The 16,409-nt window shown below is 41.6% G+C and carries 21 protein-coding genes; 10 read left to right on the top strand and 11 right to left on the bottom strand.

All coding sequences use genetic code 11. The features are described from left to right. Positions 1 to 38: 38 nt before the first annotated feature. Positions 39 to 857: a pyrroline-5-carboxylate reductase gene (gene proC / locus C9I43_RS10315; protein ID WP_107883397.1), complete on the bottom strand. Its 819-nt coding sequence runs from the start codon at positions 855 to 857 to the stop codon at positions 39 to 41. A gap of 227 nt (positions 858 to 1,084) precedes the next feature. Beyond that, on the bottom strand, positions 1,085 to 1,783 hold the full coding sequence (locus tag C9I43_RS10310) for a YggS family pyridoxal phosphate-dependent enzyme (RefSeq protein ID WP_107884108.1): 699 nt from the start codon (positions 1,781 to 1,783) through the stop codon (positions 1,085 to 1,087). 35 nt (positions 1,784 to 1,818) lie between these two features. Between C9I43_RS10310 and C9I43_RS10305 the strand changes: the two genes are divergently transcribed. From C9I43_RS10305 to hemH, 4 genes are all read left to right on the top strand, one after another. Beyond that, the gene (locus C9I43_RS10305; protein WP_076496574.1) at positions 1,819 to 2,856 is read left to right on the top strand and encodes a type IV pilus twitching motility protein PilT; all 1,038 of its coding nucleotides are present in this window, start codon (positions 1,819 to 1,821) and stop codon (positions 2,854 to 2,856) included. A 9-nt stretch (positions 2,857 to 2,865) separates the two neighbouring features. Next, positions 2,866 to 3,978 carry a PilT/PilU family type 4a pilus ATPase gene (locus C9I43_RS10300; RefSeq protein ID WP_107883396.1) on the top strand — a complete coding sequence of 371 codons (1,113 nt, stop codon included), beginning with the start codon at positions 2,866 to 2,868 and terminating at the stop codon, positions 3,976 to 3,978. 184 nt (positions 3,979 to 4,162) lie between these two features. After that, positions 4,163 to 4,702, top strand: a complete 540-nt coding sequence (locus tag C9I43_RS10295; RefSeq protein WP_107883395.1) for a glutathione peroxidase — start codon at positions 4,163 to 4,165, stop codon at positions 4,700 to 4,702. Positions 4,703 to 4,735: 33 nt separating this feature from the next. Next, positions 4,736 to 5,749, top strand: coding sequence for a ferrochelatase (hemH, locus tag C9I43_RS10290; protein ID WP_107883394.1), 1,014 nt, complete (start codon positions 4,736 to 4,738; stop codon positions 5,747 to 5,749). 73 nt (positions 5,750 to 5,822) lie between these two features. On the opposite strand, the gene ruvX is transcribed toward hemH, so the two are convergent. The 4 genes from ruvX to C9I43_RS10270 all read right to left on the bottom strand — a co-directional run bounded on the left by ruvX (position 5,823) and on the right by C9I43_RS10270 (position 7,723). Next, positions 5,823 to 6,248, bottom strand: coding sequence for a Holliday junction resolvase RuvX (ruvX, locus tag C9I43_RS10285; RefSeq protein ID WP_076496578.1), 426 nt, complete (start codon positions 6,246 to 6,248; stop codon positions 5,823 to 5,825). 30 nt (positions 6,249 to 6,278) lie between these two features. Next, positions 6,279 to 6,842: a YqgE/AlgH family protein gene (locus C9I43_RS10280; protein ID WP_076496579.1), complete on the bottom strand. Its 564-nt coding sequence runs from the start codon at positions 6,840 to 6,842 to the stop codon at positions 6,279 to 6,281. Between the two features lie 68 nt (positions 6,843 to 6,910). Beyond that, positions 6,911 to 7,240 (bottom strand): stress response translation initiation inhibitor YciH, encoded by a 330-nt coding sequence (gene yciH, locus C9I43_RS10275; RefSeq protein ID WP_107883393.1) that lies wholly within the window; start codon positions 7,238 to 7,240, stop codon positions 6,911 to 6,913. A gap of 165 nt (positions 7,241 to 7,405) precedes the next feature. Beyond that, positions 7,406 to 7,723, bottom strand: a complete 318-nt coding sequence (locus tag C9I43_RS10270) for a hypothetical protein (protein WP_076496581.1) — start codon at positions 7,721 to 7,723, stop codon at positions 7,406 to 7,408. Between the two features lie 191 nt (positions 7,724 to 7,914). Between C9I43_RS10270 and C9I43_RS10265 the strand changes: the two genes are divergently transcribed. After that, on the top strand, positions 7,915 to 8,475 hold the full coding sequence (locus tag C9I43_RS10265; protein ID WP_076496582.1) for a DUF4136 domain-containing protein: 561 nt from the start codon (positions 7,915 to 7,917) through the stop codon (positions 8,473 to 8,475). Between the two features lie 378 nt (positions 8,476 to 8,853). After that, the gene (locus tag C9I43_RS10260) at positions 8,854 to 9,495 is read left to right on the top strand and encodes a trimeric intracellular cation channel family protein (RefSeq protein WP_076496583.1); all 642 of its coding nucleotides are present in this window, start codon (positions 8,854 to 8,856) and stop codon (positions 9,493 to 9,495) included. Positions 9,496 to 9,556: 61 nt separating this feature from the next. Here C9I43_RS10260 and tpx read toward each other — a convergent pair whose 3' ends face one another. From tpx to C9I43_RS10245, 3 genes are all read right to left on the bottom strand, one after another. After that, a complete protein-coding gene (gene tpx / locus C9I43_RS10255) occupies positions 9,557 to 10,147 on the bottom strand; it encodes a thiol peroxidase (protein WP_107883392.1) in 591 nt (196 codons plus the stop codon). 179 nt (positions 10,148 to 10,326) lie between these two features. Beyond that, positions 10,327 to 11,154 carry a mechanosensitive ion channel family protein gene (locus tag C9I43_RS10250; RefSeq protein ID WP_107883391.1) on the bottom strand — a complete coding sequence of 276 codons (828 nt, stop codon included), beginning with the start codon at positions 11,152 to 11,154 and terminating at the stop codon, positions 10,327 to 10,329. A 33-nt stretch (positions 11,155 to 11,187) separates the two neighbouring features. Next, positions 11,188 to 11,793, bottom strand: coding sequence for an OmpA family protein (locus C9I43_RS10245; protein WP_107883390.1), 606 nt, complete (start codon positions 11,791 to 11,793; stop codon positions 11,188 to 11,190). A gap of 326 nt (positions 11,794 to 12,119) precedes the next feature. Between C9I43_RS10245 and ltaE the strand changes: the two genes are divergently transcribed. Continuing rightward, a complete protein-coding gene (gene ltaE / locus C9I43_RS10240; RefSeq protein WP_107883389.1) occupies positions 12,120 to 13,133 on the top strand; it encodes a low-specificity L-threonine aldolase in 1,014 nt (337 codons plus the stop codon). Positions 13,134 to 13,235: 102 nt separating this feature from the next. Here the strand turns inward: ltaE and C9I43_RS10235 are convergent, their stop codons facing one another. After that, complete coding sequence (locus C9I43_RS10235; RefSeq protein WP_107883388.1) at positions 13,236 to 13,811, bottom strand: nuclear transport factor 2 family protein; 576 nt, start codon at positions 13,809 to 13,811, stop codon at positions 13,236 to 13,238. 28 nt (positions 13,812 to 13,839) lie between these two features. Continuing rightward, entirely contained in the window at positions 13,840 to 14,664 is an 825-nt protein-coding gene (locus tag C9I43_RS10230) for a M90 family metallopeptidase (protein ID WP_107883387.1), read from the bottom strand. A gap of 273 nt (positions 14,665 to 14,937) precedes the next feature. On the opposite strand from C9I43_RS10230, the gene C9I43_RS10225 reads away from it, so the two are divergent. The 3 genes from C9I43_RS10225 to C9I43_RS10215 all read left to right on the top strand — a co-directional run bounded on the left by C9I43_RS10225 (position 14,938) and on the right by C9I43_RS10215 (position 16,361). Next, the gene (locus tag C9I43_RS10225; RefSeq protein ID WP_076496590.1) at positions 14,938 to 15,537 is read left to right on the top strand and encodes a dienelactone hydrolase family protein; all 600 of its coding nucleotides are present in this window, start codon (positions 14,938 to 14,940) and stop codon (positions 15,535 to 15,537) included. A gap of 185 nt (positions 15,538 to 15,722) precedes the next feature. Beyond that, positions 15,723 to 15,932 carry a DUF3820 family protein gene (locus C9I43_RS10220; RefSeq protein ID WP_076496591.1) on the top strand — a complete coding sequence of 70 codons (210 nt, stop codon included), beginning with the start codon at positions 15,723 to 15,725 and terminating at the stop codon, positions 15,930 to 15,932. A 126-nt stretch (positions 15,933 to 16,058) separates the two neighbouring features. Then, positions 16,059 to 16,361, top strand: coding sequence for an NrfJ (locus tag C9I43_RS10215; RefSeq protein WP_076496592.1), 303 nt, complete (start codon positions 16,059 to 16,061; stop codon positions 16,359 to 16,361). The last annotated feature ends 48 nt before the right edge of the window (positions 16,362 to 16,409 follow it).

Raw genomic sequence — 16,409 nt, 5'->3', positions numbered from 1 at the left:
CTATTTAAGTTCGATACAAAACGCGTTAAGGGTATAAGTTAAAATGTCTTCGCCATTTCTTCTGCACGCTTAATGCAATTATCCATGGCCTTTTTGACTAAGCCTCGCATATCCGCAGCTTCAAAGGTCGCAAGTGCTTGCGCGGTTGTACCACCCTTTGAGGTCACATTTTCTCTTAGATTACCTAAAGTAAGCTGCGGATTTTGCTTTGCCATCATAGCAGCACCGAGTGCGGCTTGCTGCACTAAACTTCTGGCTTTAGCTTCATCCATACCCATTTCTTTGCCCGCATCTATCATAGATTCCATCAGCAAAAAGAAATAAGCTGGTGAACTGCCTGATAATGCAATCACTTGGTCTAATTCTGATTCTTCATTCACCCACACGATTTCGCCGCCGCTTGACATCAAACGATCGCAAATAGCTTTTTGAGTGCTTGAGATAGCTTGAGGCGCATAAAGGCCCGTCATACCCACACCTATTTGCATCGGTGTGTTTGGCATCGCGCGGATAAGTGTAATATTTTGTACTAAATAGTCGGTATAACGCTGTGCTTTAATGCCTGCTGCGATAGTAATGACTAACTTTGTTGACATATCAACAGTTTGTAATGCTTCACAAACCTGCTGCATTAATTGTGGTTTTACCGACAGCACTATGACATCGGCAGTTTGCGCTGCAGCTAAATTATCTTGAGAAACCAAAATGCCTAAATCCGCTTGGAGTGCATCGAGTTTACCTTGGCTAGGATTGGTCGCTTGAATAAGTTGAGCAGGGTAGCCACTGTTCACTAGGCCACTGATGATACTGCGCGTCATGTTGCCGGCACCGATAAAGCAGATTTTTTGTTGACTCATTTGATTCTCTTCAGTGTGTTAACCGTTATCTTGTAACAGATTCACCTTAAATTAAGATGATAAAACGGTTAGTCATTTGAATGTTAAAGCCTGATTGAACGGCTTAAGCTCGTTGATCTTATAATCGTTAAAACTTATGGAACGTAAATAAAGTATTTGGGCGAAATCCATTAAAAACAAGGCTAAAGTAACACGCTATCATTACATTTTATGCCAATGAGTCATTTTTATGCTGGATAATTGCGCTCACCAAAAATAGCACTGCCAATGCGTACCATAGTTGAACCGCAGCGAATGGCTGCATCTAAGTCATTACTCATACCCATTGAAAGCGTATCTATAGAGGGGTAATGCAATTGAAGTTCTTGGAATAATTTATGTAATGTCGAAAACTCTTTCAGTTGTAACTCGGTATCGGCGGTTGCTGTGGGGATCGCCATTAAGCCTCTCAGTGTTAAGTTAGGTAACTGAGTTATCAGTTTAGCGAGTGGTAGCATTTGGTCTGTATCTATACCCGATTTTGTATCTTCAGCGCTGATATTAATTTGAATACAGACATTTAATGGTGTTAATTCGTTTGGGCGTTGATCATTAAGACGTTGTGCAATTTTATCGCGAGACACGGTATGCATCCAATCGAAATGTTGCGCGACTATGTTGGTTTTATTGGATTGAAGTGGGCCAATAAAATGCCATTCAATATCAGGATAAGTCGCTTTAAGTGCGGTAATTTTTTCAGCGCCTTCTTGCACATAGTTTTCAGCAAAGCAGCGCTGTCCGGCTTGGTAGGCTGCTATAATGTCTTCAACAGGTTTAGTCTTGCTAACGGCAAGTAAGCGAATACTGCTAGGCTGGCGATCACATTTTTGTGCGGCTTGTGCAATCCTGCTATGGGCGATTGCGAGTCTGTCTGCTATTGTTGTCATGATGTAATTATCTAGTTGCAAGGATATCCCAAACGATGGAAATCACTGAGTTATTGGCCTTTAGTGTAAAACACAAAGCTTCAGATCTACACCTTTCTGCAGGGGTATCTCCTATGATCCGTGTCGACGGTGAAGTGAGAAAAATTAACCTGCCGGCGCTCGATCATCAAGGCGTACACAGTCTAGTGTATGACATCATGAATGATAAGCAGCGTAAGGACTATGAAGAACATTTAGAAATCGATTTCTCGTTCGAAGTCCCTAATTTAGCGCGTTTTCGTGTTAACGCATTTAATCAGTCCCGCGGTGCTGCCGCTGTTTTTCGTACTATCCCGAGTGATATTTTGTCACTCGAGCAGTTAGGTGCACCGGAAATTTTTAAAAAAATTGCCAGTTTCCCCAGAGGGTTAGTGCTAGTGACTGGGCCAACGGGTTCAGGCAAGAGTACCACACTTGCTGCTATGGTGGATTACGTGAATGAAAATCGACACGACCACATATTAACTATCGAAGACCCCATTGAATTTGTTCACCAAAATAAACAATGTTTGATAAACCAGCGTGAAGTTCACCGCCATACTCACAGTTTTAATGCCGCTCTTAGAAGCGCACTACGTGAAGATCCTGATGTGATCTTAGTCGGTGAGATGCGCGATCTTGAAACCATACGTTTGGCGATGACGGCCGCAGAAACAGGCCACTTAGTGTTTGGCACCTTGCATACTACTTCCGCAGCGAAAACCATTGACCGTGTGGTTGACGTGTTTCCTGCTGGTGAAAAAAGTATGGTGCGCACTATGTTGTCGGAATCACTGCAAGCGGTAATATCGCAAACCCTGATTAAAAAGGTAGGGGGAGGCCGTGTGGCTGCACATGAAATCATGATGGGCACACCGGCTATTCGTAACCTCATTCGCGAAGACAAAGTGGCACAGATGTATTCGGCAATTCAAACCGGTATGGCACACGGCATGCAGACCTTAGAGCAATGTTTGCAGAACCTAGTCAATCGCGGTCTTATTACCCGTGAAGATGCAATGGCGAAGAGTTCAAATAAGCAAGCGACATTTTAAGGATTTATGATGGATGTTCGTCCGTATTTAAAAGTGATCGTTGAGCGCAAAGCCTCTGATTTATTTATCACAGCGGGTTTTCCGCCAAGCGCCAAAATTGACGGTGAATTGCGTCCCTTGGCCGAAAGTGCTTTTACGCCTGCTCAATCATTAGATTTTGTCGAGTCGTTGATGACTGAGGCTCAGAAAGCAGAGTTTCATAGCAGTCGAGAATGTAACTTTGCTTTTGCCGTAAAGGATTTAGGCCGTTTTAGGGTTAGTGCTTTTTGGCAGCGAGAATCTCCAGGCTGCGTTATGCGCCGCATTGAAACAAAAATTCCTGATGTAGATGAGCTTAAGTTACCGCCAATCTTAAAAGATTTAGTGATGAGTAAACGTGGTCTTATCATTATGGTGGGTGGAACGGGTACGGGTAAATCGACCTCTTTGGCGGCATTGGTCGGTTACCGCAATGGCCATGCGCGTGGACATATTTTAACAATTGAAGATCCAGTTGAATTTGTTCACGACCATAGAAAGAGCATTATTACCCAGCGTGAAGTCGGTATTGATACTGAATCTTTTGACGCTGCATTAAAAAGCTCTTTGCGCCAAGCGCCGGATGTGATTTTAATTGGTGAAATACGTACCCAAGAGACGATGGAGTTTGCCCTGTCATTTGCCGAAACCGGTCACCTTTGTATGGCAACGTTACATGCAAACAACGCTAACCAAGCTTTAGATCGTATTATGCATCTCGTGCCACAGAATAAACATCAACAATTATTATTCGATTTATCATTGAATTTACGCGGGATTGTCGCACAACAATTAATTCCTCGACTTGATGGTAATGGTCGCCGCGCAGCGATTGAAGTGTTAATTAACACCCCAAGAGTGGCGAGTTTAATCGCGAAGAACGAACTGCATTTACTGAAAGAAACTATGGCGAAATCGAATGAGCAAGGTATGCAAACATTCGATCAAGCCTTATTGAAACTCTATGTAGATGGTGAAATTAGTTATGCAGATGCACTACATCATGCTGATTCGCCAAATGATTTACGTCTAATGATTAAATTGCAAAGTAAAGAATCTACCGGTTCAGGTTTTATGGAAGGCGTCACCTTAGACATGGATTAACAAGAGTTGATTTCGACGTTAAACGGCCTCTTTATGGGCTGTTTTTTTGTTTATGTAGATAAATTTTCATCAACTAAGTGGTTTCATTTCATCGCTATGCTGCGTCAAACATAGCTTTTATTTTTTAATTCAATATGATCTTTACCTTGCATGCTGACGTAATGTAAAGGTAAAGGAGAAAGCAATGAACAAATTACCCACAATATTGGCCTTAAGCGCGAGCTTGATGAGTGTTGGCGCTATGGCGGCAACTTGCCCCGAGTATCTGAACCTTGAAGTGCGAAAACTACATTCTGAAGAAACGGTGAATCTGTGTGAGTTAACGCAAGGGAAACCGGTGTTGATTGTAAACACAGCCAGTAACTGTGGTTATACGCCACAGTTTAAAGCACTCGAAGCCTTGCATGAAAACTATAAAGACAAGGGATTGGTCGTTATTGGTTTTCCGTCGGATGATTTTTTCCAAGAAGAAAACGACGAAAAAGATACCGCTAAGGTGTGTTACATCAATTACGGTGTCACCTTTACTATGCTGGCCACATCGCCAGTACGTGGCAGCGATGCCAATAGTGTATTTAAATACTTAGCCGAAAAAACAGCGGCGCCAAAGTGGAATTTTTATAAGTATGTTGTTAGCGGCGACGGCACAGTTGTGCAGCAATTTAATTCTAAAGTGAAGCCCGATAGCGAAGAGCTTAAACAAGCGATAGAATCGGTACTGTAATCTTATTGTTATAGACTTAATTAAGAGGCTGTTTTGGCTAAATTTTCAGGCTTATCCAAAGATGTTGGACACGGGCAACGCGGCAAAGTAGGCGTGTTATTATTGAATCTAGGCACCCCAGATGAACCTACAGCATCTGCAGTTAGGCGTTATCTTGCTGAGTTTTTAGCGGATACTCGTGTAGTAGAAATTCCTAAATTAGTTTGGGTGCTGATTTTACATGGGATTATTTTGCGTATACGTCCGGCTAAATCGGCGGCGTTGTACCAGAAAGTCTGGAGCGCTGCAGGCTCACCGTTAATGGACATTAGTTTACGCCAAACGGCAAAATTGGCCGAAAAGTTAAAAACGGATAACCATGACGTTTCGGTGCATTTAGCCATGCGTTACGGTAATCCTTCGGTAGCCAGTACGTTGCAGACAATGCATCAAAATGGCGTTGATAATATCATTGTGTTACCTCTGTATCCTCAATATGCGGCGCCAACAACTGGGTCTGCTTTTGATGCGATTGCGGCTGAGTTATCTAAATGGCGTTATATACCATCATTGCATTTTATTAATACTTATCACGATAATGCTGATTTTATTAATGCATTAGTAAGCTCGATAAAGACAGATTTTGAGGCTCATGGTAAACCACAAAAGCTGGTATTGTCTTACCACGGTATGCCCGAGCGTAATTTGCATTTAGGCGATCCTTATTACTGTTTTTGCATGAAAACAACTCGGCTTGTCACCGAAAAGCTGGGTCTAGGTAAAGACGAGTTTGTGATGACTTTTCAATCGCGTTTTGGTAAAGCAAAATGGTTACAACCTTACACCGATGCGACAATGAAAGCGTTACCTCAAGAAGGTGTGCGTGATGTTGCTATTATTTGCCCAGCTTTTAGTGCCGATTGTTTAGAAACACTGGAGGAGATTGTCGGTGAAAATGGTCACATATTTACTGAGGCTGGCGGTGAGAAGTTCCGTTATATTGCTGCGCTGAACGATAATGATGACCATATCACTATGATGGCAAACTTAGTTAAACCCTATTTTTGATTCGATAAATCATAGCGTAACCGTTATATAAAAAAGGATAAGCCCACTTATCCTTTTTGTTTTTACGGTGGTTTTATTTGCCGAAATTATTTTCAAAATAGCTTTCAATAATCAGCACCGCCGACACGGCATCGATTTGGCCTTTCGTCAGCGCCTTAAAGCCACCTAATTCAAACAATCTGGCTTTAGCATCAGCAGTAGTTAATCGCTCATCTTGAGTGGCTATTTTTACTTTAAATTTAGCATTAATACGATTAGCAAATTTACGCGCCCTATGGGTCATGTCTTGTTCTGTGCCATCCATATTTAAAGGGAGACCTACGACGACTAAGTCGGGTTGCCATTCTTTGATTAAATCCCCAATGTGATCCCAGTTGGGGATGCCATCGACGGCTTTAATTGACAATAATGGTGTGGCACTGGCGGTAATTTCTTGGCCAATGGCTACGCCAATACTTTTGGTGCCAAAATCAAAGCCTAATACAGTTTTCGAGTTCATAGTGTGCAGACTTATATTAATAAATTAGGTTTAAGCGTGGCCCGCTTGAGCTGAAACTTGCCAAGCATCAAACCCAAGAGTTCGGCTAGCTTGCGGCCAACGGTCTTGGTGTTTAATGTCAAATAAGAGTGCATGTGTTGCAGGGATCGTTAGCCAAGAGTTATCGGCAAGTTCTTGTTCGAGCTGTCCTTTACTCCAGCCTGCAAAGCCTAAAGCTACAAGGAACTTATCTGGCGATCTATTACTCCCTATAGCCGTTAATACATCGCGGGAGGTAGTCAACATTAAACCGCAGTTAAGGTCAGTGCTATTGGCCCAATAAGGTTGAGAGGTATGCAGTACGAAGCCACGGTCTTGAGAAACGGGTCCACCCATCATGACATTGGAGTTAAATATAAAATCTGAGGGAATTTGCTCAGCGGGCAATTCCATTTGTTCTAATAAGGAATTGACTTCGATATCAAGTGGTTTATTGATAACTAGCCCCATAGCGCCTTTAGCATCATGTTCACAGAGATAGATAACCGAACGTTCAAAAAACGTATCATGCAGTGAAGGCATGGCAATTAAGAAATGGTTCTGCAAACTCTCCATTAAACGACTCCGTTTGGTATGGCTAAACTGTGTTAGCACATAGGGTTATATTGCTGTGTTGAGTGAGGTTAACCGCCTGCTAATTTTACTTTGTAATTCAGCTTCTCTAGTAATAGCTTGAGTTGTTCACGATTGTCTGTTTGGACTTCAATGGTAAAATCTTTAACAGTTCCACCACAGCAACATTGTTTTTTAAGGGTTTGAGCCAGTATTTTTAACGCGCTGTCATCAAGACCCAAGCCAGAAATAATAGAAACACCTTTGCCTTTTCTGCCTTTACTGTCCCTGTAGATCCTGACGACACCATCAGATTCAGGAATAAGCGCAGCGACAGGCTCTGCATTAATACGGCCTTTATCGGTACTGTATACTAAGGACACATTAGGATCTGTTTTCATAGATTTTATTCATTAGTAATAGAAGTGGTTGGTACTCTTTGAGTTTACCAAATTAGAGGGAGTTCTGGGAGGTAAAAAAAAGACCACTTAAGAATTATTACTAAGTGGTCCGAACAAAATGCTAACTCTTTGCAGGGAGGTAAGCATATTTTTTAAAAAACTAAATTAACTAATGCGTAGGACTAGCATGATAATCAACGCTGCAGCAGTGAGTAAGGCACTGGGCATGATAAATTTATGCAATTTAGGTAATGCAATTAAGCAGGCTGTGATGACAAAGCCAAAAGCCGCGACGGTCGTAAGATTGGCGCCGTTAGCAAGAGCATTAATCACTAGCCAGCCTAATACTATGACAGGTAAAACAAGCAAGCTTGCGGGTAAGTGCCTTTTTAGCTTAGCGTTATTGGCTTCAAGTGAAATCTTTTCTGGTGCAAGAAAAAAAATAATAGACGCTACAATAAATGCGCTCGCAAACCAATACATGTACGCCACCTGCTACCTTTAATCTAATTGATAACTATTATCATCTAATTTTATTTTATTTAAGTCAAGTAAAATGAAATGCGAGTTTACACATCAATTTAGTTGTAGATAAGACTATTGCTATGTAAGCTAAATTCATATTTCTAGCACCTACCTATTTTTGTTCGGTTTGAACTTCTGAGGATATTAAGATGAAAAACATTTTTGTCGCGTTAGCCGTATTGGCACTCAGTGCTTGTAGCACAATGAAGTCAGGTTGGGACTACGATCCTAGCGCCAACTTTACGCAATATAAAACCTATGCTTGGGTTGCTCAGAAATCAGACTCCACAAGTTATCATCTCGATGGTTTAATGGACCAAAGAGTAAGAGAAGCCGTTAATGCACAGTTGGCCGCCAAGGGCATGACGTTAGTCGATGCCAAAGATGCTGATGTGTTAGTTAACTACTTTACTAAGGTTGATAAAAAAATAAATGTCGACACCTTTAACAGCAATTTCGGTTATAGCCCTTACTATGGTCCTGGTTGGGGATGGGGTGGCAATATGCAAACTCAGACTACGGTTAGAGAATATGAAGTGGGTACTCTGATAATTGATTTTGTTGATAATAAAACATCTAAACTTATCTGGCGTGGATCCGTCGTTGATACTATTCGTGATAAAAACACCCCAGAAGAAAGGGTCAAAATTATCAATGAAGCCGTGGGTAGTGTGATGGAAAATTATCCTCCGAAACCTGATGCTAAGTAGTAATCGCCTATTTAAGCCCCAGTTTGAATAGCATTTTAGTAAAAATTAGCAGCCTCATGGCTGCTTTTTTTTGGCTGATGTTTATGCGTTTGCACATTAAAATAGAACTTTGACTACTATTTACAATTTAGTTAAATTTGCTTTATTAATACTTATCATTAATTTATGTGAAATAAAGGGCCGTTAATGTACTACTTTTATAACTAACTATTATTAAAGTGCTTTGTATGATGTGGTTTGATGATGAATCGTAGGCGCTTGAGTTGCTATTTAATTAGTGCATTAAATTTACTAATGATTAATTAGAAAATAAATCATTATAGAACCTCCGTTTTTTCAGGCAGAATCGGCTCCTTTGAATTGTCGGTCGTAGTTAATATGCATGAGACAGAGATTATTGGGTTACTTTGGCTAATAGGTATTCTTGCCGAGGCTATGACGGGTGCTTTAGCGGCGGGTCGCAAACAGATGGATTTATTTGGTGTGGTGATTATTGGTTGCGCCACTGCAATTGGCGGCGGCACGCTAAGGGACATGATGCTAGGCAATTATCCGTTAATTTGGGTTGAGAACGTGCACTACCTCATTGCGATAGCTTTTGCTTCGTTACTTACTGTGGTTATCGCGCCTGTGATGCGCTACTTGTCTAAGTTGTTTTTAGCTATTGATGCGTTGGGCTTAGCGGTATTTTCTATCGTGGGCGCGCAGAAGACCTTAATGCTGGGATTTAGCCCGACGATTGCCGTCGTGATGGGATTAGTGACCGGCGTATTTGGCGGTGTGATCCGTGATATTCTGTGTAATCAAGTACCTCTGATTTTTAAGAAAGAACTTTATGCGGTAATTTCATTACTAACGGCAAGTTTGTATATCGTCTTAAAAGACTATCAATTAACGGAATGGATTAATTTACTTCTTTGTATCAGCGTTGGTTTTAGTCTGCGGATGTTAGCATTACGGTATCATTGGTCTATGCCAACCTTTGATTATCAGGCCAATGGCGATCAACACACGCACTAATTTTTATAGTGGTTGTTATAAGATAGGGCAGCTAAGGCTGCCCTGTTTGATCTGATAGTGGCTACTGAGTTTGAATAGTCTTCAGCGCTTCAAGTGCGGCATCATAGTTAGGATGCTCCGCGATGTTAGGAACTAACTCTTGGTATTGCAGTTTACCTTCAGCATCAATGATAAAAATAGCTCTAGCCAGCAAGCCATAATCTTGAATTAACAAACCATATTTTTCGCCAAAATCACGCCATACAGAATCAGACAGCACTTTAATTTTATCGACGTTTTCAACTTTACAGAAACGCTTTTGTGCGAAGGGTAAATCGGCACTAATTGTTAATATAACCACATCATCAGAAAAATGGCTCACTTCGCTATTGAAACGCTTGGTTTGTAATGCACAAACACCTGTATCTAAGCTTGGGACTGCACTGATGAGTACAGTTTTACCTTTAAAATCACTTAGCATTACAGGCGTAAATTGTTCATCAACGACTTTAAATCCTGGTGCCATTTGAGCTAACTTTGGTAATTTACCTTCTAAGGTGACCGTTTTTTCGCCCATGAGAACCTGTGTCTTGTCATTGGCGATAGCATTTGGACTTATTAGAACTAAGCCATAAATGCAGCTTGCGGCTAAAAATGAAACGTATTTTTGCATGAATCCCCCTCGCAAATGAATGTCAGTATCTTGGCAGCTATCTATCGCTTACGGTACGCTAAAATGGCACTCAGAACCATAAAAAAGGCCTTATCGCATAGCGATAAGGCCTTCGAGAAATATAGATGAGCTTAACTGCACACTATTACATCTATGATTAAGTTTTTGTTGCAAAACCGTTATTGGTTCAAAGGCAATGCTTTAACGTGAATATCCATTTGAGGATATGGGATACTGATATTAGCCGCATCTAAATCACGCTTTATTTCCTCAAGAAGTTGGAAACGGGCAGTCCAATAATCCGCCTTTTTGACCCAAGGACGCACCACAAAATTAACGGTAGAGCTGGCTAATTCAGATAGTCCAATCGTATAGGCCGGATCTTTTAGCACATATTGGTTATTGTCTAAGATATCTTGAAAAATCTTTTTAGTGAGCGCCATATCGGCAGAATAAGAGACGCCAATAACGAGGTCAATACGGCGGGTATCCATCGTCGAATAGTTAGTGATGGTGCCATTCATAATAGATGAATTAGGCGCGGTAATAACCTTGTTATCTGGCGTACGCAGCTTGGTTGAGAAAATAGTAATTTCATCAACAGTACCCGCCACGCCAGCGGCTTCAATATAGTCGCCTACGCGGCAAGGGCGGAATAAAACCATCAATACCCCTGAGGCAAAGTTAGATAAAGAGCCTTGCAAAGCTAAACCTATCGCTAGACCTGCCGCACCGATAACGGCGACCAGAGATGCCGTTTGTACGCCAATTTGCCCTAATGTAGCAATCACCGCAAATACAAACACCACTGCCCAAGCGAGGTTTGCAACAAATGAAACCACAGTAGGGTCTACTTTCCGGCTATTGAGTAACTTACGCGTTAATCTTTGTGCAACACCTGCAAAGTATTTACCAACAAAAAAAATAATAAGTGCAAATAATATTTGCAAACCATAAGTGACTAGTACTTCAGGCGCTTGGTTTAATAAACCTTCTAGGTTCTCCATTGACTCACTCCCTAAATTGATGAAAAAAATGACTTAGTGATTGACGATAAATTGTACTCGTCGATTTAAACTGCGCCCTTCGCTAGAGCGATTGTCTGCGACGGGTTCAGATATTCCTTTACCGATTACGGTAAATCTATTTGGATTAAAGCCATAATCTTCAACCAAAATCCGTTTTACGTTTTGAGCTCTTTGCAGGGACAGTTGATAATTAAACTCTGGAGTCCCGACCACATCAGTGTGTCCAACTAAGGTTAATGCAACATCATTTTGTTCTAAAAATGCTTTCACAAAAGCGAGTGTTTTCCATTGAGCAAAGTTAACTTCAGCGATCGCAAAGTCAAAATACACTACCGCTGAGGAAATATCATAACAATCAGCGCTGGTGTGATTAAGATTGCCAGAATCACAATCGAGTGATGAACCTGTGGCTTCAGCTGTTTCAACCATTGTTTCAACGGGCGTTGCAGGGCAACCATTAGCCATCACTATGGTATTTAGCGGCGTATTCGGACAGGCATCTTTGATATCAGGCACGCCATCTAGGTCGCTATCCGTCCAAGCGAATACGGGGGATATTAGGCTTAAACATAGGATTAAAAACCATACTTTAATCCAACTGTACTGGGAATAATTCACCACAAACCCCTTTATATATGATAAGCCTTAGCCAGAGTCACTAAGATTTGTGCCTTGTTGTGACGCAAATATCTTAGCGAGTAATTCTATCGAGTTAGACGCCTTTGGCCAAGTTAAACCGCTTATAGTAACGAGTGGAGCGACAGCGACAATCTATTGAGTATATTCAGGTTTACACTATTTTGTATGATAAAGAGATATCGTAAGCTTACATTTATTATCAGTTAACGTGCCTCTGGAGTATACCGCAAACTATACAACATGGTTTTTTGGCGCTAGAGTCCTGTGCCTATAAAGTGCCAAGCAGACCTTAAATCGAGGACAAGATGATAGATTTACGCAGTGATACCGTTACCCAGCCAACCGCCGCGATGCGTTTGGCCATGTCCAGGGCAGAAGTCGGCGATGATGTTTATGGTGATGATCCTAGCGTCAATCACTTGCAGGAGATGGCCGCCGACATGTTTGGCTTTGAAAGTGCATTATTTACCTGCTCAGGAACCCAGGCTAATTTATTGGCGTTAATGGCCCATTGCGAACGTGGTGATGAGTACCTGTGCGGCCAGCAAGCACACAATTATAAATTTGAAGGCGGTGGCGCGGCGGTTTTAGGCAGCATTCAACCACAACCTCTTATTAATCAAATTGATGGCAGTATTGCTTTAACTGATATTGAAGCGGCAATTAAGCCTGATGATATCCATTTTGCTCGCACGCGTTTACTGAGTTTAGAAAATACGATTGGCGGTAAGGTATTGCCACAGCACTATTTAGCCAGCGCACAGGCGCTGGCTTTTAATCGTGGTTTAAAAATTCACTTAGATGGTGCACGAGTAGCTAATGCTGCCATAGCGCAAAATATTGCGATAAGTGACATTACCGCGCATTTTGATTCGGTATCGATTTGTTTATCGAAGGGTTTATGTGCGCCCGTAGGCTCATTACTGTTAGGTGATGAGCGTTTAATTAACAAAGCCATACGCTGGCGCAAGATGCTTGGTGGCGGTATGCGCCAAGCCGGAGTGCTTGCTGCTGCTGGTACACTTGCATTAACGGAGCAAGTACAAAGGTTAAGTGAAGATCATGACAATGCGGCTTATTTAGCACAACAGTTAAGTCAGCTTAGCGAATTTACGGTTGATCTCACAGCGGTGCAAACCAATATGCTATTTGTCACCTTAGCGCCAGAGGTCGATATTGAGTTATTAGTCGCACGATGCCGTAGCGAAGGGATATTGATGAGCCCAGGACGCACGATGCGCTTAGTCACCCATAAGGATATTAGTCGCAAGGATATCGATAAAGTGATCCGCATTATTAAGCTGCATTTGCAGTCTTAGTGCTATCGCCTCTTAACTGTATCCACTTTTAATGGGAGATCTGAGCGGTTAAATGCCTGAGTTTTTACTCGGGCATTATTGTTTTACTCAGTCGGGGTTATATTATTGAGGCGCTGAATCACTGGGCGTTGCGGCTGCGACTTTTATTTCAGCCATTATCTGTTTGGCAATTGCATTAGGAATCGGAAAGCTCAAGTGGTATTGAGCGATTTTCCATTTGCCATCCGTTTTGATTAACGTCCCTGTGCCGCGACTCACTCCGTAGGTAGGGCTGGTGAGTAACTCGTCAAATAACATCACATCGCCATATTGAAGCAAAGCGCGTTTGGTTAAATCATAACGCCAACCTGTTGTCGGTCTTGAATAACGTTCGAACTCTTCCATCCCCCAACGTTCATTGGCATCGGTACCGATAAAAATTGCATCTGCACGATAAAGCGCAAAATAGCGATCCCAGTCAGCATGGCTCGAATACTCGTTGAGTAGATCGAGAACCTTAGCTGCGGCTTGCTGATCGCTGTTAGCCTGAACCTGTGTCATAGCATTTGTTGCTGACAACTGTTTTGTTTGATCTTTTGCATAGGTCTGATGGCAGGCTAATATGCTGAGTAACATCATTAACGTATAAAAAATCTTCAGGTTACGATGGCGCTGATTTGAGCTTGTGTATGTCATCATATTGGTCTCATTGTCAGGTTCAGATTATTTAGTGCCAGTTGATGGGGTCGAGCTGATAAAAATGGCTCAGCTCTCGATACAAGGCGGGGTGCTGCTGGTGGAAATCCTCTGGTCGTTCAAAAAAGGTTTCGGTTATTACCGCAAAAAACTCAGCCGAATTAGTTGCACCATAATAATTAAATATAGAGGGGGCACCTACTTTGGCGCAATGCTGTAATTGGGTAAAAGCATGGCTTAGTACGTCAGACCAAGTGCTGTAGTCTGCAAAGTGCTGCAAGATAGGAGCGCCATTGGCCTGGCCATCTTCTTGATCAAGCTGATGGGCAAACTCATGGATGACGACGTTATTACCATCATTGGGATCGGCGGCGCCAGCTAAGGTATTTCTCCACGAAAGCACCACTTTGCCATATTGCCATGATTCACCCGCCAGTACATTGCGCTGTTCCCACACAATACCACTCGCATCTTGATGCTGATTATTAACGATAAAGGCATCAGGGTAGACCAAGATTTGTGTCAGTTTGGGGTAGAAATCTGTTTTACGATTTAGTAATAAAAGACAAGCTTGGGCAGCGATGGTAACTTTAACTTCATCGGTGATTTCAAAGCCATCGCAGCCGACAAACGTCTTTTCATCGATAAAGATCTGAATATGCCGCTTGAGTTGCAGTTGTAAATCTGTTGGTAGCGCATGAAAGTAAGGTAGCCTTTGTTTAAGAATTACTCGCCAGCTTTTAGGGAACGGTCTTGCCGCTATACGACGTCGATGCAATGTTTTACGCCAACGGGTTGAGATTAACCAAGCTATTGTGGCCACACTAAGTAGCACTGTGAGTGAGATCGCGAACATAATGTGCCTTTAGCGAAATGAAATGTCATTACCTATATCAGTTAATGAGGACAAAGTCGGATGAAGTCAACCTTTGCGGCATTATTTTAACATTTATAGCCCTTGGCGCAGTAAGTCGCTGCTTATTTTTTGCGTAACAATTTATTTGTGGCGTCATAACGGTGATGATTTACAGTCGCGGTTAAATTGATTTACCCTAAAGTCTAAATTTCGTGTATTTACTCGTTTAGCAACAGCCTAAGTAAAGTGCGGTTAAATGCATTTAAGGAAACCATGAGAATACTCATATCAACTGATATTTTTGGTGTGACAGCGGATATTATAAGGCTAGTTGGTAGTATAAATAACGAACACGTTATAGTGGAGATTGTTGATCCATACGATGGGGAAATAAAATGCTTTATCAATGAACACTCTGCTTATGAGGCCTTTCTGAAAGAATGTGGCCATGAGCGCTATTTTGACAAAATTCACCATGCTGTTTCATCTTCAGTAGAAGATTTAGTCATTATTGGTTTTAGTGCGGGTGCGTCTGCTGCATGGAGAGTTATGGATTGCTGCTTTAAAGCAGCACCTCTGCATTTTATTGGATTTTATCCTGGGCAAATCAGAAATCATCTTAATGTAATACCCCAATATCCGTGTACATTGATATTTCCAAACCATGAAGAACACTTTAATGTGAGTCAAGTGAGCGATGTGTTGTCCAAAGTCGATAAGGTTTATTGTATTAATACAGAATTTGGACATGGTTTTATGAATCCTTTATCTGCACATTATTCCAGTCGTGGTGCAGATGCATTTAACGCGGTCATTAACCAAATCAGTCAGCTGACAGACGTCACTATGCTTCGTCGGTTATTACAGCGTTAATCTCAATTCACAATAGTGTTAAAATTATTTTTTCTATTGATATTTAAGCCTTTTTAATTATTACATTAAACAATAGTAGGGTATTTTTATAGCATCTTTCAGCTATTTGTTGCGACTTGAACACATAAGAAAATGACTTGGTTTTGCGGTAATATATAGTGCTGGATTGCGTGGAGAATAATGAAGTGGATCAACAGTTACTGATTGATGCGGTTAACCAGACTATGCCGTTTGGTAAATACGCAGGGCGTAAATTATTAACATTACCCGAGCCTTACCTTGTGTGGTTCCATAAGCAAGGGTTTCCTCAGGGGAAGTTGGGTGAGCAATTAGCCTTAATGTATGAAGTTAAGCTAAATGGCTTAGAAGGCATGCTAAAACCGTTATTGAAATGAGTTCCCTGCCTTGGCATAAAAATATTGCTTTTGCGATAAGTGTTGTATTTCGTGATAGAGATTAGCGATTTATTGTTGTTGGCGTGCTTTAATGCGGCATATTAGTAAAACAAAAGGAACATAGGCATGATAGCGAAATTAGTAAAATTAGCAGCGGTAGCAACGTTAGCATTAGGCATGTCAAGTGCTTGGGCGCAGGGCGTAACCCACGAAGGTACTGTTGTTGATACTATGAATGGTGGCGGTTACACCTACGTACAGATTAAAGAAGCTGACACGACTTTTTGGGCAGCGGGTCCTGAAACTCAAGTGAGTAAAGGCGATAAAGTATCTGTAGTTGAACAAATGTGGATGAACGAATTCACTAGCAAAACCTTGGATCGCACCTTTGATAAACTATTATTTGTGGGTCAAATCGAGAAAAAATAGTCAGTAGCATTCAGTGCGCCCTCTTGTGCGCCATACCGATTAAGCGGC

The organism is Shewanella morhuae, from assembly GCF_003028295.1.
Lineage (GTDB): Bacteria > Pseudomonadota > Gammaproteobacteria > Enterobacterales > Shewanellaceae > Shewanella > Shewanella morhuae.
The sequence above is the reverse complement of the archived record's forward strand: the minus strand, read 5'-3'. Positions and strand labels throughout refer to the sequence as shown.

Excerpts from the sequence above, each read along its gene's own strand:
- C9I43_RS10215 (WP_076496592.1), top strand. The coding sequence starts at position 16,059 with ATGATAGCGAAATTAGTAAAATTAGCAGCGGTAGCAACGTTAGCATTA.
- C9I43_RS10260 (WP_076496583.1), top strand. The coding sequence starts at position 8,854 with ATGCATGAGACAGAGATTATTGGGTTACTTTGGCTAATAGGTATTCTT.
- C9I43_RS10280 (WP_076496579.1), bottom strand. The coding sequence starts at position 6,842 with ATGGAGAGTTTGCAGAACCATTTCTTAATTGCCATGCCTTCACTGCAT.
- C9I43_RS10310 (WP_107884108.1), bottom strand. The coding sequence starts at position 1,783 with ATGACAACAATAGCAGACAGACTCGCAATCGCCCATAGCAGGATTGCA.
- C9I43_RS10230 (WP_107883387.1), bottom strand. The coding sequence starts at position 14,664 with ATGTTCGCGATCTCACTCACAGTGCTACTTAGTGTGGCCACAATAGCT.
- ruvX (WP_076496578.1), bottom strand. The coding sequence starts at position 6,248 with ATGAACTCGAAAACTGTATTAGGCTTTGATTTTGGCACCAAAAGTATT.
- C9I43_RS10300 (WP_107883396.1), top strand. The coding sequence starts at position 2,866 with ATGGATGTTCGTCCGTATTTAAAAGTGATCGTTGAGCGCAAAGCCTCT.
- C9I43_RS10225 (WP_076496590.1), top strand. The coding sequence starts at position 14,938 with ATGAGAATACTCATATCAACTGATATTTTTGGTGTGACAGCGGATATT.
- C9I43_RS10270 (WP_076496581.1), bottom strand. The coding sequence starts at position 7,723 with ATGTATTGGTTTGCGAGCGCATTTATTGTAGCGTCTATTATTTTTTTT.
- C9I43_RS10265 (WP_076496582.1), top strand. The coding sequence starts at position 7,915 with ATGAAAAACATTTTTGTCGCGTTAGCCGTATTGGCACTCAGTGCTTGT.
- C9I43_RS10235 (WP_107883388.1), bottom strand. The coding sequence starts at position 13,811 with ATGATGACATACACAAGCTCAAATCAGCGCCATCGTAACCTGAAGATT.
- C9I43_RS10295 (WP_107883395.1), top strand. The coding sequence starts at position 4,163 with ATGAACAAATTACCCACAATATTGGCCTTAAGCGCGAGCTTGATGAGT.
- tpx (WP_107883392.1), bottom strand. The coding sequence starts at position 10,147 with ATGCAAAAATACGTTTCATTTTTAGCCGCAAGCTGCATTTATGGCTTA.
- yciH (WP_107883393.1), bottom strand. The coding sequence starts at position 7,240 with ATGAAAACAGATCCTAATGTGTCCTTAGTATACAGTACCGATAAAGGC.
- C9I43_RS10305 (WP_076496574.1), top strand. The coding sequence starts at position 1,819 with ATGGAAATCACTGAGTTATTGGCCTTTAGTGTAAAACACAAAGCTTCA.
- C9I43_RS10250 (WP_107883391.1), bottom strand. The coding sequence starts at position 11,154 with ATGGAGAACCTAGAAGGTTTATTAAACCAAGCGCCTGAAGTACTAGTC.
- proC (WP_107883397.1), bottom strand. The coding sequence starts at position 857 with ATGAGTCAACAAAAAATCTGCTTTATCGGTGCCGGCAACATGACGCGC.
- ltaE (WP_107883389.1), top strand. The coding sequence starts at position 12,120 with ATGATAGATTTACGCAGTGATACCGTTACCCAGCCAACCGCCGCGATG.